Source organism: Streptomyces sp. NPDC048606, assembly GCF_040650855.1.
Classification (GTDB): Bacteria; Actinomycetota; Actinomycetes; order Streptomycetales; family Streptomycetaceae; genus Streptomyces.
Genome location: NZ_JBEZIB010000073.1, coordinates 1 through 12,784 on the forward strand (window position 1 = coordinate 1; position 12,784 = coordinate 12,784).

The 12,784-nt window shown below is 70.6% G+C and carries 14 protein-coding genes; 4 read left to right on the forward strand and 10 right to left on the reverse strand.

Features of this window, described 5'->3' with window-relative positions; genetic code table 11:
• Window positions 1-170 precede the first annotated feature (170 nt).
• The 3 genes from AB0D01_RS38775 to AB0D01_RS38785 form a co-directional block, all read right to left on the reverse strand.
• A complete protein-coding gene (locus tag AB0D01_RS38775) occupies window positions 171-560 on the reverse strand; it encodes a DUF3618 domain-containing protein (RefSeq protein ID WP_363063957.1) in 390 nt (129 codons plus the stop codon).
• Window positions 557-970 carry a phage holin family protein gene (locus tag AB0D01_RS38780; RefSeq protein WP_363063959.1) on the reverse strand — a complete coding sequence of 138 codons (414 nt, stop codon included), beginning with the start codon at window positions 968-970 and terminating at the stop codon, window positions 557-559. The genes AB0D01_RS38775 and AB0D01_RS38780 overlap by 4 nt, the downstream gene beginning before the upstream one ends.
• A gap of 97 nt (window positions 971-1,067) precedes the next feature.
• Window positions 1,068-1,517, reverse strand: coding sequence for a PRC-barrel domain-containing protein (locus AB0D01_RS38785; RefSeq protein WP_363063961.1), 450 nt, complete (start codon window positions 1,515-1,517; stop codon window positions 1,068-1,070).
• Window positions 1,518-1,682: 165 nt separating this feature from the next.
• On the opposite strand from AB0D01_RS38785, the gene AB0D01_RS38790 reads away from it, so the two are divergent.
• Entirely contained in the window at window positions 1,683-3,047 is a 1,365-nt protein-coding gene (locus AB0D01_RS38790; protein ID WP_363063963.1) for an NAD(P)/FAD-dependent oxidoreductase, read from the forward strand.
• 215 nt (window positions 3,048-3,262) lie between these two features.
• Here AB0D01_RS38790 and ppk2 read toward each other — a convergent pair whose 3' ends face one another.
• The 5 genes from ppk2 to AB0D01_RS38815 all read right to left on the reverse strand — a co-directional run bounded on the left by ppk2 (window position 3,263) and on the right by AB0D01_RS38815 (window position 7,172).
• On the reverse strand, window positions 3,263-4,225 hold the full coding sequence (ppk2, locus tag AB0D01_RS38795; RefSeq protein WP_363063965.1) for a polyphosphate kinase 2: 963 nt from the start codon (window positions 4,223-4,225) through the stop codon (window positions 3,263-3,265).
• Window positions 4,226-4,578: 353 nt separating this feature from the next.
• Window positions 4,579-4,977 (reverse strand): STAS domain-containing protein, encoded by a 399-nt coding sequence (locus tag AB0D01_RS38800; RefSeq protein ID WP_363063967.1) that lies wholly within the window; start codon window positions 4,975-4,977, stop codon window positions 4,579-4,581.
• 225 nt (window positions 4,978-5,202) lie between these two features.
• A complete protein-coding gene (locus AB0D01_RS38805) occupies window positions 5,203-5,571 on the reverse strand; it encodes a PRC-barrel domain-containing protein (RefSeq protein WP_363063969.1) in 369 nt (122 codons plus the stop codon).
• Between the two features lie 347 nt (window positions 5,572-5,918).
• On the reverse strand, window positions 5,919-6,335 hold the full coding sequence (locus AB0D01_RS38810) for a hypothetical protein (RefSeq protein ID WP_363063971.1): 417 nt from the start codon (window positions 6,333-6,335) through the stop codon (window positions 5,919-5,921).
• 429 nt (window positions 6,336-6,764) lie between these two features.
• The gene (locus AB0D01_RS38815; RefSeq protein ID WP_363063973.1) at window positions 6,765-7,172 is read right to left on the reverse strand and encodes a MerR family transcriptional regulator; all 408 of its coding nucleotides are present in this window, start codon (window positions 7,170-7,172) and stop codon (window positions 6,765-6,767) included.
• A 464-nt stretch (window positions 7,173-7,636) separates the two neighbouring features.
• Between AB0D01_RS38815 and AB0D01_RS38820 the strand changes: the two genes are divergently transcribed.
• Window positions 7,637-9,082 (forward strand): SulP family inorganic anion transporter, encoded by a 1,446-nt coding sequence (locus tag AB0D01_RS38820; protein ID WP_363063975.1) that lies wholly within the window; start codon window positions 7,637-7,639, stop codon window positions 9,080-9,082.
• Window positions 9,083-9,447: 365 nt separating this feature from the next.
• The gene (locus tag AB0D01_RS38825) at window positions 9,448-9,888 is read left to right on the forward strand and encodes a hypothetical protein (RefSeq protein ID WP_363063977.1); all 441 of its coding nucleotides are present in this window, start codon (window positions 9,448-9,450) and stop codon (window positions 9,886-9,888) included.
• Window positions 9,889-10,143: 255 nt separating this feature from the next.
• On the opposite strand, the gene AB0D01_RS38830 is transcribed toward AB0D01_RS38825, so the two are convergent.
• On the reverse strand, window positions 10,144-10,515 hold the full coding sequence (locus AB0D01_RS38830) for a winged helix-turn-helix domain-containing protein (protein WP_363063979.1): 372 nt from the start codon (window positions 10,513-10,515) through the stop codon (window positions 10,144-10,146).
• A gap of 123 nt (window positions 10,516-10,638) precedes the next feature.
• Here AB0D01_RS38830 and AB0D01_RS38835 point away from each other — a divergent pair, with 123 nt between their 5' ends.
• Window positions 10,639-11,034 (forward strand): STAS domain-containing protein, encoded by a 396-nt coding sequence (locus AB0D01_RS38835; protein WP_363063981.1) that lies wholly within the window; start codon window positions 10,639-10,641, stop codon window positions 11,032-11,034.
• A gap of 330 nt (window positions 11,035-11,364) precedes the next feature.
• Here AB0D01_RS38835 and AB0D01_RS38840 read toward each other — a convergent pair whose 3' ends face one another.
• Entirely contained in the window at window positions 11,365-12,684 is a 1,320-nt protein-coding gene (locus AB0D01_RS38840) for a multidrug effflux MFS transporter (protein WP_363063983.1), read from the reverse strand.
• Between the last annotated feature and the right edge of the window lie 100 nt (window positions 12,685-12,784).

The following is a 12,784-nucleotide window of genomic DNA, read 5'->3' on the forward strand; positions in this document are numbered from 1 at the left end:
CGCGGAGGGTCGGGGCGATCTCGATGTCCACGACGACCAGGCGGCGGTTCCAGGCGGAGTGGGCGACGGCCCGCGCAACGCGGGGCACGACGCGACGGGCACCGCCGTTTCAAGGAGGGGGAGTTGCGTCGAAATTGCTCACGACCGGTCGACCGAGGCTTTGACCACGGCTAACCCCGGTTGCGGCGTACCAGTATGAGGACAAGGACGGCCGCGCCGACCGCGAGGAGGGGGCTGCGGTTGGCGCGGGCGGCCGTCGCTGCCCGGCCGGCCTTCTCCAGGAGCGGGTCGGGGGCCCTGTCCTTCACCAGTTGGGCGGCCTGTCCCGCCCTCTCGCGGATCCGGTCGGAGACCAGAGCTGCCTTCTGCGCGGCCCGGTCCTTGGCGGCGGCCGTCTTCTCCTTCGCTTGGGCCTTGATGTCCGCCTTCGCGGCGAGGGCCTCTACGGTCTGCCCGAGCTCGTCGCGGGTGCGCTCCACCTGATCGTGCAGCTCTGCGGGGGTGGGGTTGTCGGGGTTGGGCGCGGGGGTGCCGATGCCGGTTCGGGCGTCGTCGTTCATCGGTGTGCCTTCTCCTTGATCTTGGCCAGGTCGGCCTTGACGCTGTCGATGGTCTGTTCGGGCGTCGGGGGGCCTGCCTGGTCGATCTGCTTCCTTCCCGCCAGCGTGGCCAGGGCCGCCGCGACCCCCAGGACCACGGTGACGATGAGGGCCGACGCCCACACCGGCAGCACCAGCGCCAGCGCGGCGATGCAGGTTGCCGTCAGGGCCTGGAGGGCCAGGACGGCGATGAGCCCCGCGGCGCCGAGGAGGCCGCCACCCTTCCCGTAACGCTTGCCCTTCTGGGTCATCTCCGCCCGCGCCAGCCGCATCTCCTCGCGCACCAGATCGGAGATCTGCTGCGAGGCGCGGGTGACCAGGACGCCCACCGAGTCCTCGGCGGCGTGGGACTGTTGCTCTGCCGTGTTCATGGCGGGGACACCTTGCCTTCCGTCGATTCGTTGGCACATGCGGCATGTCGGCCATGTGCCGTTCCCGGCGCTGCGCGTGGCGTCGGAACTCGGTCCCTCACCGACCTGGCCGCACACGCTCGAGCCGGGTCGAACGCGCCTCATGCCCGGCCGTGCCTTCGCGGATGGCGGCGGACCGATCCATGGGACCCCAGCCCGCGCCGCCTTCGGCGTTCCTCTCCTCCCGAACGTCCCTGACGCCGTAGTGCGCGAACAGCTTCTGCTCCTCCAGAACCGACAGCACGCTCCCGTCGGCCGGCGCGGAACGGGGAGCCCGTTCGATCAGAGAAACCGGGTACGGCAGCACCAGCCGCCCGTCCTCGAAGACGGCGTGGCGCAGTGGCGCGAAGCACCCTCCCGGGCCGGCGGCCCCGCCTGCGATCCGCACCCACTCGGGTCGGCCGGTGGTGTCGTCCACGAGCACGTACTCCAGGCCGCCGACACGTCGGCCCTCATGCGTGTACGCCGCGCACCCGTCCATGGCCGTCAACTGCTCCTGGGCGATCATCGTTCCTCCTCGTCACCTGCCGCGCGCTGCTGTTCCTGCCCGCGTACCCGCGTCGGCTGTCGGGAAGCGGACGCGGCGCGTGTGGTTTTCGGGAGTCGCGTGCATGGGACGGCCTGTCGGGGAAGGCGTGCCAGGGACCCGTACACCCGAGAAGGGACGGACACCATGACACGACCGAGGATCGTGGTCGTCGGCGCGGGCTTCGCCGGCGTTGCCTGCGTACGTCGCCTCGAGCGGAGCCTGTCACCCGGAGAGGCGGAGATCCTGCTGGTGACGCCGTTCTCCTACCAGCTCTACCTGCCCCTGTTGCCGCAGGTGGCGTCTGGGGTGCTCACCCCCCAGTCCGTGGCGGTGTCGTTGCGCCGAAGCCGCCGCCACCGGACCCGGATCGTGCCCGGCGGCGCCGTGGGCGTGGACACCCGGGCCAAGGTGTGCGTCATCCGGAAGATCACCGGGGAGCTGGTGGACCAGCCGTACGACCACCTGGTGCTCGCGCCCGGGAGCGTGACGCGCACCTTCGACATCCCCGGACTCGCCGAGCACGGTCGCGGCATGAAGACGCTGGCCGAGGCCGCACACCTGCGCGACCACGTGATCGCCCAGCTCGACCTGGCCGATGCCGCCGAGCCGGGCTCAGCCGAACGGGCCTCCCGCCTCGGATTCGTCGTCGTGGGCGGCGGCTACGCGGGCACCGAGACGGCCGCGGCCCTCCAGCGCCTCACCATGAACGCCGTCGAACGCTACCCCCGGCTGGACCGCGGCGAGATCACCTGGCACCTCGTGGACGTGGCCCCGAAGCTGATGCCCGAACTCGGGGACCGCCTGGGCAGGGCTGCCCTCGACGTGCTGCGCCGTCGGGGCATCGAGGTCTCGCTCGGCTCCTCCGTCGCCAAGGCGACCTCCGAAGACGTCACCCTCACCGACGGGCGCGTGCTGCCCTGCCGCACCCTCATCTGGACGGCCGGCGTCACCGCGAGCCCGCTCATCGCCACGCTGGGCGCCGAGACCGGCAAGAGCGGCCGACTCCTCGTCGGTGCGGACCTACGGGTACCGGGCGCGGACGGCGCGTTCGCACTCGGCGACGCGGCGGCCGTGCCCGACCTCGCCGGTGGCGGGGACGGTGCGATCTGCCCGCCGACCGCCCAGCACGCCGAACGTCAGGGCAGGGTCGCCGCCGACAACGTCGTCGCCACACTGCGGGGCACCCCGCTGCGTCCGTACGTACACAAGGACCTGGGGCTCGTCGTGGACCTCGGAGGCCGCGACGGGGTCTCTCGTCCGCTCGGCATCGACCTGCGCGGTATGCCCGCCCAGGCCGTGGCTCGCGGCTACCACTGGGCGGCGTTGCGCACCGGCGCTGCCAAGACCCGGGTGATGACGAACTGGCTCCTGAACGCCGTGGCCGGCGACGACTTCGTCCGCACCGGCTTCCAGACCTACAAACCGGGGACGCTGCGCGACTTCGAGTACACCGACCGCTATCTCACCGTGGACGAGGTACGAGCCCGCACGACGCCCCAGGGAGGCTGACGTGCGAGGGCGCACCCAGGGGCTCTCGGCCGGATCTCCGTGTACGGCCCTGCCCGTCTCGGTCATCTGCCTCGCGTCGGCGGACGGCGCGAGGCAGATGGCGTCGACGGGAGCCTCTGGCGGGTGAGGGAGCACCCCGCCGGGAATCGGCTGGTCCGGGCGGGCCGGGCGGGCCGGGCGGGCCGGGCGCACGGGGATTCCGGGAGCGGCTTCCGCTACGGGGCGGGGTGCAGACCGGGACCGCCGGGCGCGCCGGCCAGGGGTGTGGGCGAGAGGTCGGACGATTCCTCGCCGGGTTCGAGGAGGGTGTCGGCGGCGCCGACGATGAGGGGGTCGGGCCGGCCGACCGCCGTCTCGTCCTTGCGGTCGTAGTCGATCCGGCACAGCAGGCTGCGCATGGCCTCCAGTCGGCCGCGCCGCTTGTCGTTGCTCTTGACGACCGTCCACGGCGCGCCATCGGTGTCGGTCGCGCGGAACATCTCCACCTTCGCCGTGGTGTAGGCGTCCCACAGGTCCAGGGAGGCGAGATCAGTGGCTGAGAGTTTCCACTGGCGCACGGGATCGACCTGCCGGATCGCGAAGCGGGTGCGTTGTTCGGCGCGGGAGACCGAGAACCAGAACTTGACGAGGAGGATGCCGTCCTCCACCAGCATGGCCTCGAAACCGGGGCACTGCTTCAGGAACAGTTGGTGCTGGTCCGGGGCGCAGAACCCCATGACCTTCTCCACACCGGCCCGATTGTACCAGGACCGGTCGAAGAAGACGATCTCACCGGCCGCCGGCAGATGGGAGACGTACCGCTGGAAGTACCATTGGCCCTCCTCCCGCTCGGTCGGCCTGTCCAGGGCCACGATCCGCGCCCCGCGGGGGTTGAGCCGCTCGGTGAACCGCTGGATCGTGCCGCCCTTCCCCGCCGCATCCCGACCCTCGCAGATCACCACCAGCCGCGCGCCCGTGCTCTGCACCCAGTGCTGCAGCTTCAGGAGCTCGATCTGCAGAACCCGTTTCGTCCGCTCGTACTCCCGCCGCCGGACCTTGCGCTCGTATGGATAGTTCTCCCGCCACGTACGGATCGGCGCGCCGGAGGCGTCCAGGAGGACGGGCTGTTCCGGTCGGCGGTCGTCCACCCTCAGCCCGGAAAGTAGATCTTCGGCCACCTGCTCTCGCGGATCACTCACACCGCGCGGCTACCCAGCCGGCACGCGAGTATGGCCGAGCCTGCGCGTCGAGGCCGGTGTCGTGGTTCGACCTGTTCCCGGGCTACGCGGGTTCGGCGGACTCGGACCATGACGACCACCCCGAAGGCCGGCTCGCACACGCCTCTCTCACCGAGGCACTGGTCGTGCTGCCGGGCGTTGGGTCGGCCTGGTGTGCGAGGTGACGCCAAGTGGCCGACGCCGAGGTCGGCGGCGCCGAGGGCCCGCAGCCGGTTGACTTCCGCCGGCGACACGCGGCCTCGGTAGCCGCGTGTGCGCTGGGGGTCGGTGGAGCACAGTGCGGCAGGGCGCGGTGGTGGCATCCGGGGAGCTCGTCAGACGCGGGGGAGCCACCCTGCGGCGAAGTCGGCATGGTCGCGTGTGCGCTGGGTTCGGTCTGCGAGGAGGTGGCGGAAGCCCGCCAGGGCGTAGCGCTCTCCCATGGCCGTGCCGGGGCCGGGGATGCCGGCCACCGTGGCCATGAGCTGTTGGGGCTGGGCTTGCCAGCCGGTGACCAGGACCCTCAGGTCCAGGCTTTCCGCACGTCGGTGCAGTTCCAGAAGATGGAAGAGGCCGTCGGCGTCCATCGTCGCGATGCCACGCAGGTCCACCAGGAGGTCACGCTCGTGGCCGGTGCAGTTCTCCAGAGCACGCTGGAGCACCTCTTCCGCTTCCTCGTCGAGGTCTCCGGTGGCGCCGAGGTGGATGGTGCTGCCGGAGTGCCGGACGTCCACGTTGATCAACGTACTTCTCCCGTCTCCCGAAGGCACCGAGGCCCTGGGCCCTCCATCCTGGCCCGATGATGTGCCGTACGGGTGCGAGGCGCGCCTGGATCATCGACCTCGGGATGGTCGGGTTGAGGTCCCCTGACCGGGCGTGGTAGAGGCCCCATGCGAACGAGGCCGGTTTCCGCACCCTCCTGGGTGCGGAAACCGGCCTCGTCGTGCGGGGTGGTCGGGTCAGGCGGGGCGGCCGCCGAAGGGGGCGCCGGTGCCGTAGTAGGTGCCCAGCTCTTCGTGGTAGCCGGCGTTGCCGAGGTGCTTGTCCCGATGGAACTCGGGGGCTGCCTTGATTTGTTCCCTGGCGCGGTCGACGTAGATCTTCCGGTCCTCCGGGTCGATCCGGACGACGGTGCTCGCCGGCAGGAGGACTTCCTTGCCGAAGATCCAGACTCCGGTGTCGACCACCAGGTAGGCGTCACCGACCTCGTCGGAGTGCTTGTCGACCTTTCCGATACTGCCGTCGGTCGCCTCGACCTTGTAGCCGGTCAGATCGGAACCGGCCAGGTGGCCCGAGGTCGGCTGATAACTCCACACATGCTCAGTCACGCGAAACAACTCCTCCGGTCATCGGGAGACGGCAGGAGAACGTGTTCTCCACGCATCGTCCCTGTTCCGTACGTGGTGCCCGGCGGCCGTGCTGTACGCCGCCTGTACTCCGCGTGCCCCCGGGCGGTGGCTTCACGCACCCGGATCGACCAGCGGATCGGAATGGCGGACCGAGGCCATCGCGACTGGAGGCGTACGTGGCGGGACCCAGGCCGGGTCGCGCCGGTGCGGGAGGAGGTCGTGAGCGGAGGTCGCGTGCGGGTGCCTGCTCCGTTCGAGTGAATGGGTGATCCCCGCGGCGTGGTCGGGTGCCGCGGGGATCACCGCTGTGGGTCGGGGTCTGGTCGTCACCCCGGGCACTGCAGGCCGGTGCGGGCGGACTGCACCGCGGTATTCAGCGTCTGCGCCTGGGGCTTGAGCTTCCCGGCGGCGTCGGTGGCGGTGGCGTCGTCCGGCAGGTCGTCCCAGGTCTTCTTCAGCCCGTCCGCCGCGGACTTGATGGCATCCTTCTGCGCCGCATTCCAAGTCGCCGTGGATTCCGAGACGCTTTCCCAGCCGTCCCTGACGTCCTCGTACGCGTCCTTGACCTGGTCCTTCGTCGCGGAGGCAGGGTTCAATCCGAACAATGCCGTCGCGTCGGCACGGAGTTTGTTCAGGTCGGTGCACAACTGCGCCGCCGCAGCACTCTGGTTGGGGGTCGGTTCGGCCGCGAACGCGGCTGAAGCTCCGCCGAGAGACAGGACCAGCGCTGTGGCCGCGGTCACGGCAGGACTCGGAATGTGCCTCATGGGTTTCCCCTCGTCCGGGATTCCTCGGGTCGTCCCCGCCCCTGACCTCCCGAGCTTCCGACTGACCACGCTGACACACCCCGCCGGCCCCCGCAATCCGCGACCGCCGGGCAGGTACGAGGGCGGACCCCGACGGGAGTTCCCTCACCGGCAAGGGAGTCCGTCGAGGCTGCGGATGCTGTTGCGGACCAACCGGCTCGGGGGCACGCGATGGCCCCGCCCCGCAACGAACCGCGTAGGGGTGATCACGAGAGCAGGTTCTGGGTGTCCATCGACGAGCACACGGAAATATCCGAGCGGCGCCGCGAGCCCGGCGAGGAAATCAGCGGTCCCGCGCCTCCTGCCGCGAAATGAGGCCGTCGGCGGTGGATTCCGGTCGTGGTGGTGTTCACCACGACGCGGTGGTCAGGGCCGCGTCGTGGCCCGGTTCAGGCGGGCGGCGAGGGTGGCGGCGAAGTCCTCCGCGCGAGTGAGCTGGGTGCGGAGCCTGTCGACCTGTTCGGTGGCTGTCCGCTCGTACCCGCGTACGCGGTCGAGGAGTTCCTCCCGCTCGCCTTCGGCCAGTGCGGAGCCGGAATCGAGTCGGTCGGTGGCGTCGAGGAGGTCGCGCATCTGGTCGAGGGTGAAGCCGAGGGGTTTCATGCGGCGGATGACCATGAGTCGGGCGACGTCGGCCTCGGTGTAGAGACGGAAGCCACCTTGGGAGCGCGCCGAGGGAGTGACCAGGCCGGTCTCCTCATAGTGCCGGATCGTACGCAGCGACAGCTCGGTGCGCGAGGCGACCTCGCCGATCTGCATGTGCCTGTCGTCCACGCCCGTGCTTCCCGCTCGTTCCGGTGAGTGCGGTTCGCGTGGATACCTCTCATGCGATGCCGCCGATCTCTACTCTAACGTTAGGGTAGAGTTGCCTGTCCGGGAGGCGGCTCACGCTGTCCCCGTGTGGTGCCGGGCCGATGGTGCCCCCGGTGAAGACACGAATCATCGCAGGAGTGAGCGTGCGCAAGTCGACGACGCCTGTCGCCGCCGCTTGCCCCCTGTGACCCTTCACCCTTCGATGTGAGCCCCGGTCGTCCCTGCGCGCGACCGGCTCCGTCCTCATTTCGACTTCCGGCCCGCCCTCGCGTGCCGCCCGCGGGCTGCCGACCCGGCTCCTCCGCGTTGTCCCGCACGCCCCAGTCCACCCGACGGGGTGGGCCCGAGCACGACAGGTACCCCTACCCGTGTCTTCACCCGTAGTGACTCCCGCCGCGCGTCTGCGCGCCCTACGCCCGGACTGGATGAGCGATCCGAGGGTGTGGCGCACCGAGGCCCTGGCCGGTCTGGTCGTCGGCCTCGCGCTGATCCCGGAGGCGATATCGTTCTCGATCATCGCCGGTGTCGACCCGGCGGTCGGCCTGTTCTCCTCGTTCACGATGGCCGTGGTCATCTCGATCGTCGGGGGCCGTCGGGCGATGATCTCCGCGGCGACCGGCGCCGTCGCGCTGGTGATCGCACCACTCAATCGTGAGCACGGCTTCGGCTACCTGGTCGCCGCGGTCATCCTGGCCGGCGTCTTCCAGATCGCGCTCGGCGCGCTCGGGGTGGCGAAGCTGATGCGGTTCGTCCCCCGCTCGGTGATGGTCGGCTTCGTCAACTCCCTCGCCATCCTGATCTTCATGGCCCAGGTCCCCGAGATCACCGGGGTGCCGTTCGCGGTCTATCCGCTGCTCGCGGCGGGCCTCGCGCTGATGGTGTTCCTCCCGAAGATCACCACCGTGATCCCCGCCCCGTTGGTCTCCATCGTCATCCTGACCGTGATCACCGTCGCGGCCGGGATCGCGGTACCGACCGTCGGCGACAAGGGCGCGCTGCCCTCCTCCTTGCCCGTACCCGTGGTGCCGGACGTGCCGCTCACCCTGGACACCCTCACGACCATCGCCCCGTACGCGCTCGCGATGGCGCTGGTCGGTCTGATGGAGTCCCTGATGACGGCCAAGCTGGTGGACGACATCACCGACACGCGTTCCTCCAAGACCCGCGAATCCATCGGCCAGGGCGTCGCCAACATCGTCACCGGCTTCTTCGGTGGTATGGGCGGCTGCGCCATGATCGGCCAGACGATGATCAACGTGAAGGTGTCAGGCGCCCGAACCCGCCTGTCCACGTTCCTGGCGGGCGCCTTTCTGATGGTGCTCTGCATCGTCTTCGGGCCGCTGGTCTCCGACATCCCGATGGCCGCGCTGGTCGCCGTCATGGTCATGGTCTGCTTCGCGACGTTCGACTGGCACTCCATCGCTCCCGGGACCCTGGGGCGGATGCCCGCGGGCGAGATCACCGTCATGGTCGTCACCGTCGCCTGCGTGGTCGCCACCCACAACCTCGCCGTCGGCGTCGTGATCGGCTCCGTCACCGCGATGGTCATCTTCGCCAAGCGCGTCGCCCACCTCGCCGAGGTCACCGCCGTCACCGCCCCCGACGGCAGAAGCGTCCGGTACACGGTGACTGGCGAGATGTTCTTCGCTTCCTCCAACGAACTCGTCGGCCGGTTCGATTACGTGGGGGACCCCGACAGGATCGTCATCGACCTCTCCCAAGCCCACATCTGGGACGCCTCCTCCGTCGCCGCCCTCGACGCCATCGAGACCAGGTACAAGCAGCGCGGCAAAACGGTGGAGATCAGCGGCCTGAACAACCCCAGCGCCGACCTCCACGGCAAACTGAGCGGGAGGCTCACCAGCCACTGACCGGCAGCGCCCAAGCCTGATTCCCGCGCCGTCGCATCCGCCGTTGTGGGGGTGCTTTGGGTACGGACCTCCCCGATCGCGCGGCCCCCGAGCGACCGCGCACTTCTTCCCCGCACGCCGGGGGAGGGAGGGCCCGCCCATCTCACGGGACGGCCGCCAGGCCGGCGACACCACCGGGTCGGGCGCCGCTTGAGGGGAGCGCCGGCCACCGGCGCGGAACGGAGCACAGCCTTCGTGTGCTCCGCCCCCCGGAGCGCGTTCCCTCGGGCTCGGCCGCGCGAGCCCTGGCCAGGCAACCAGTTGGGTGACTTTACGCGGCCAAACATTTACTGGCTGTGTTGGCGGGTCGTGGGTAGCGTGCCCCTATGGAGATCTTGGGCGCGGTGGAACAGCGCGTCGCCGAGGCGGAGACCCAACTCGTCCAGGGGTTGTGGGAGCCGACCGCGGCCGATGCGGCCCTTGCGCAGCAGACGGCGCTGTCGCTGCGCAAGGCGGTCGAGTCGGAGGCCGTGCGGCGGTTGGAGCGGATCGCCCGGCTCGAAGGTCTGCGGCAGGCACTCGCGGCGTTGGCGCTGGGGGTCGCCCGTACGCATGGTCAGTTGGCTTGGTTCTTGGCCCAGTGTTGCGGTGATCTGTCTCCGGTGTTGCACTGGCGGGCGCTCGACGCGCCGCGCGGCCATGCCTTCGGCACCCGACGACCCTCGTCGGCGGAACTCGCGGACGCCGAGGGCGCGGTCCGTCTCCTGGCCGCCACCCTGACCCACATCGCCGACCGGCCCACCGACTCTTCCATCGGCGGGCTCTGACTGCGGCTGTGAGAGCGGGGCGACCGGCGCCCGCAGCGGCGTCGCGCACCCGACGGCCGGCGTGCCGTCTTTCGTGTCACGGTGGTGTAGGTCCACGGAAGTGGGGCCCGGTCGACCCGGAAGTCGGCCGGGCCCCACATTGATTCGGCGCGCCCGACGGCGTTCCGAACGTGGCCAGGTGACTTCTGGGAGTGTGGCCGGTCGGAAGGCCTGGACCTCACGTCGTGGGACCGTGCCCGTCGGTCTGGCCGCCGGCTACCGGCCTTCTGCGCCCTGCGGGCCGCGCAGGCCCGGTCGATCCGGGAGTGAAAGGTCGAGGGGAGGGGAGATCGGGCCGTGGGTGAAGAGGTTGAGGAGGTCGGCGAGGTCGTGGTCGGCTTCGGCGGGGTGGCGGAAGCGGGTGCCGTCGGTGATGCGGTAGTGGTTGCGGCGGCCTTCGCGTACCCGGGTGAGGTATCCCTCTTGTTCCAGGTCGGCGACGATCATCTGAACGGTGCGCTCGGTGAGCACGCAGGTCTGTGCGACGTCGCGCAGGCGGACGTCGGGGTCTTTGGCGAGGGCGAGCAGGACGCGGGCGTGGCTGGTCAGGAACGTCCACGGTGCCCGGGGAACCGGTTCGTCACCCATGACTCCAGCATGCCCCCACTTCGTATATACGTCCCGTTTTTCGCGTATTTCTTGACGCGTGTGGCCGGGGTGTCGACGATGCTGTTGGAAGAGGAAGCAGCCCCAGCGTGAGGGGAGGCGGCCATGACCGCGATCGTCCACGACCACCCTGACCCCACTCCCGACCGCGACGGCGGAACCTGCGACCCCGACGCTGTCCTCGACGCGATCGCCGCCCTGGACATCGAGGTCACGCCCGGCCCGTGGCCCTCCACGGTCCGGGTACGGATCAGTGGCGAGATCGACTTCGACAACGCCACAGTCCTGCGCGAGGACCTGCTGGCAGCCCTGGTCTCCCACCGCGCCACGCTCCTCGTCGACCTCGGTGAGGTCACCTTCTGCGACTGCGCCGGCCTCAACGCCCTCCTCGCCGCCCGCGCCACCGCCCGCAGGGCCGGTCGCCGGCTGCGGATCGTCGCCGCCGGCCGCCGCGTCGAACGACTCCTCGATCTCACCTCCACCCGCGACCTCCTGGCCTGAAGCCGGGCCCCGGTGCACAGGTGGCAGGACACGTCGAGGCCGCTTGCGTCGTCGGCCCCGGGGCGAGGCCCGGATCGTCACCGCGCCGGCCTCGTCACCGGGCGATGCCCACCACGTGACTGCTCAGCTCAGCCGCCTCTGCCGTCGATCCCGGACCGACTCCTGGTCATACGCCGCCGGCTGGGTTCGCCCGTGTCGAGGGGGAAGTCCAAGTCGGCCGGGCGGCACAGGGAAGAACGGGCCCGCCGTCGGCTACTGCCGCCTGAATCACAGACCCCAAGCGGGTGTCGCCGGACCCCGTGTACGAGGAAGGCCGGCACCGGATGGTGTCTACTGCGGGGTGTCTACCCGCCGGTCGGCCGCGACAGCCCGGTGTCGGTGGCGTTCGTGTTCGCGGACACCACCGAGGGGAAGGCCGCCAACCGGTCGCCGGTGCCCGGCAGGCCTTTGGCGAGCCGGACTGCGAGTACGCCAACCGGGCATCGGCCGGGTGAGGACGCCGAGTGTGAGCAGGGCGAGCGCCGGCAGGACGGCGACGATGATTCCCATCGGCAAGGCGTCGGTGGCGCCACCCGCGCCGGCCAGCGGAGCGAGTGCCCCGCCGAACATGAACTGGCTGAAGCCGAGCAGAGCGGCTGCCGACCCGGCGTGTGCGCCGTGGTCCGTCAGGGCCTGGGCCGCGGCGTTCGGCATGACCAGGCCCACGCTGGAGACCAGGACGAACAGGCCGATCAGGAGTACGGGCAGAGGTGCCCGTGTCAGCGCCGCGCCCAGGACCGTGGTGCCACCGGCTGTCGCGCCCAGCAGACCGGCGAGCAGCAGCACGCGGGCGCCGGCCCGGTCCACGAGCCGGCCGCTGATCTGGGCGGCCGCGATGAGTCCGGCGGCGTTGAGGGCGAACACGGCGCTGTACTGCTGCGGTGACAGGCCGTGGATTTCCTGGAGGACGAACGGCGAGCCGGAGATGTAGGCGAACATCGCCGCGAAGACCAGGCCGTTGGCCAGGACGTAGCCGGTGAAGACCCGGTCGCTGAGCAGCTGCCGGAAGACAGCCGGCAGCGGCCGACGTGACGCGGAGGGACGGGTCTGCGGCAGTCCCGCGGCGCAGGCCGCCAGCATCACGGCGCCGAGTGCGGCCAGGCTGACGAAGATGCCCCGCCAGGATGTGACGCGCAGGAGCTGGCCGCCGAGGACCGGCGCGAACACCGGCGCCAGGCCGGTGATCAAGGTCAGTGTGGAGAAGAGACGTGCGGTGCGGGTTCCGGAGGTGCGGTCGCGGACCATGGCGTTGGCTATGACGATGCCGAACGCCCCGCCGATGCCCTGGACCAGGCGTAGCCCGACGAGGGTCCGGATGTCGGGGGCCACCGCGCAGAGCGCGCCGGCGATCGTGTAGAGGGCGAGGCCCGCCAGCAACGGACGCCGCCGGCCGTAGGTGTCGCTCAGCGGCCCGGCGATCAGCTGCCCGATGGCCAGCCCGGCGAGGCAGGCGGTGAGGGTGAGCTGGGTGGCCGAGGCGCCGGCGCGCAGGTCGTCGGCGAGGTCGGGAAGTCCGGGCAGGTAGGCGTCGATGGACAGGGGTCCCAGGGCGACGAGCGCTGCGAGCAGGACGATGAGTCGGGTGCGTGGGCCGGCGGCGTCGTTGCTCATGGCTCAGACGTCATCTCATTTGGCTAGTCTGCGGTAGCAGATGAGGGTGCAGGCGAGGCTGGTGAAGGCGAGGAAGTGCTCGGCCTTGCGTTCGTAGCGG

Coding starts and splice junctions, on each gene's coding strand:
- AB0D01_RS38775 (WP_363063957.1), bottom strand. CDS start 560: ATGAACGACGACGCCCGAACCGGCATCGGCACCCCCGCGCCCAACCCC.
- AB0D01_RS38780 (WP_363063959.1), bottom strand. CDS start 970: ATGAACACGGCAGAGCAACAGTCCCACGCCGCCGAGGACTCGGTGGGC.
- AB0D01_RS38785 (WP_363063961.1), bottom strand. CDS start 1,517: ATGATCGCCCAGGAGCAGTTGACGGCCATGGACGGGTGCGCGGCGTAC.
- AB0D01_RS38790 (WP_363063963.1), top strand. CDS start 1,683: ATGACACGACCGAGGATCGTGGTCGTCGGCGCGGGCTTCGCCGGCGTT.
- AB0D01_RS38820 (WP_363063975.1), top strand. CDS start 7,637: ATGAGCGATCCGAGGGTGTGGCGCACCGAGGCCCTGGCCGGTCTGGTC.
- AB0D01_RS38825 (WP_363063977.1), top strand. CDS start 9,448: ATGGAGATCTTGGGCGCGGTGGAACAGCGCGTCGCCGAGGCGGAGACC.
- AB0D01_RS38830 (WP_363063979.1), bottom strand. CDS start 10,515: ATGGGTGACGAACCGGTTCCCCGGGCACCGTGGACGTTCCTGACCAGC.
- AB0D01_RS38835 (WP_363063981.1), top strand. CDS start 10,639: ATGACCGCGATCGTCCACGACCACCCTGACCCCACTCCCGACCGCGAC.
- AB0D01_RS38840 (WP_363063983.1), bottom strand. CDS start 12,684: ATGAGCAACGACGCCGCCGGCCCACGCACCCGACTCATCGTCCTGCTC.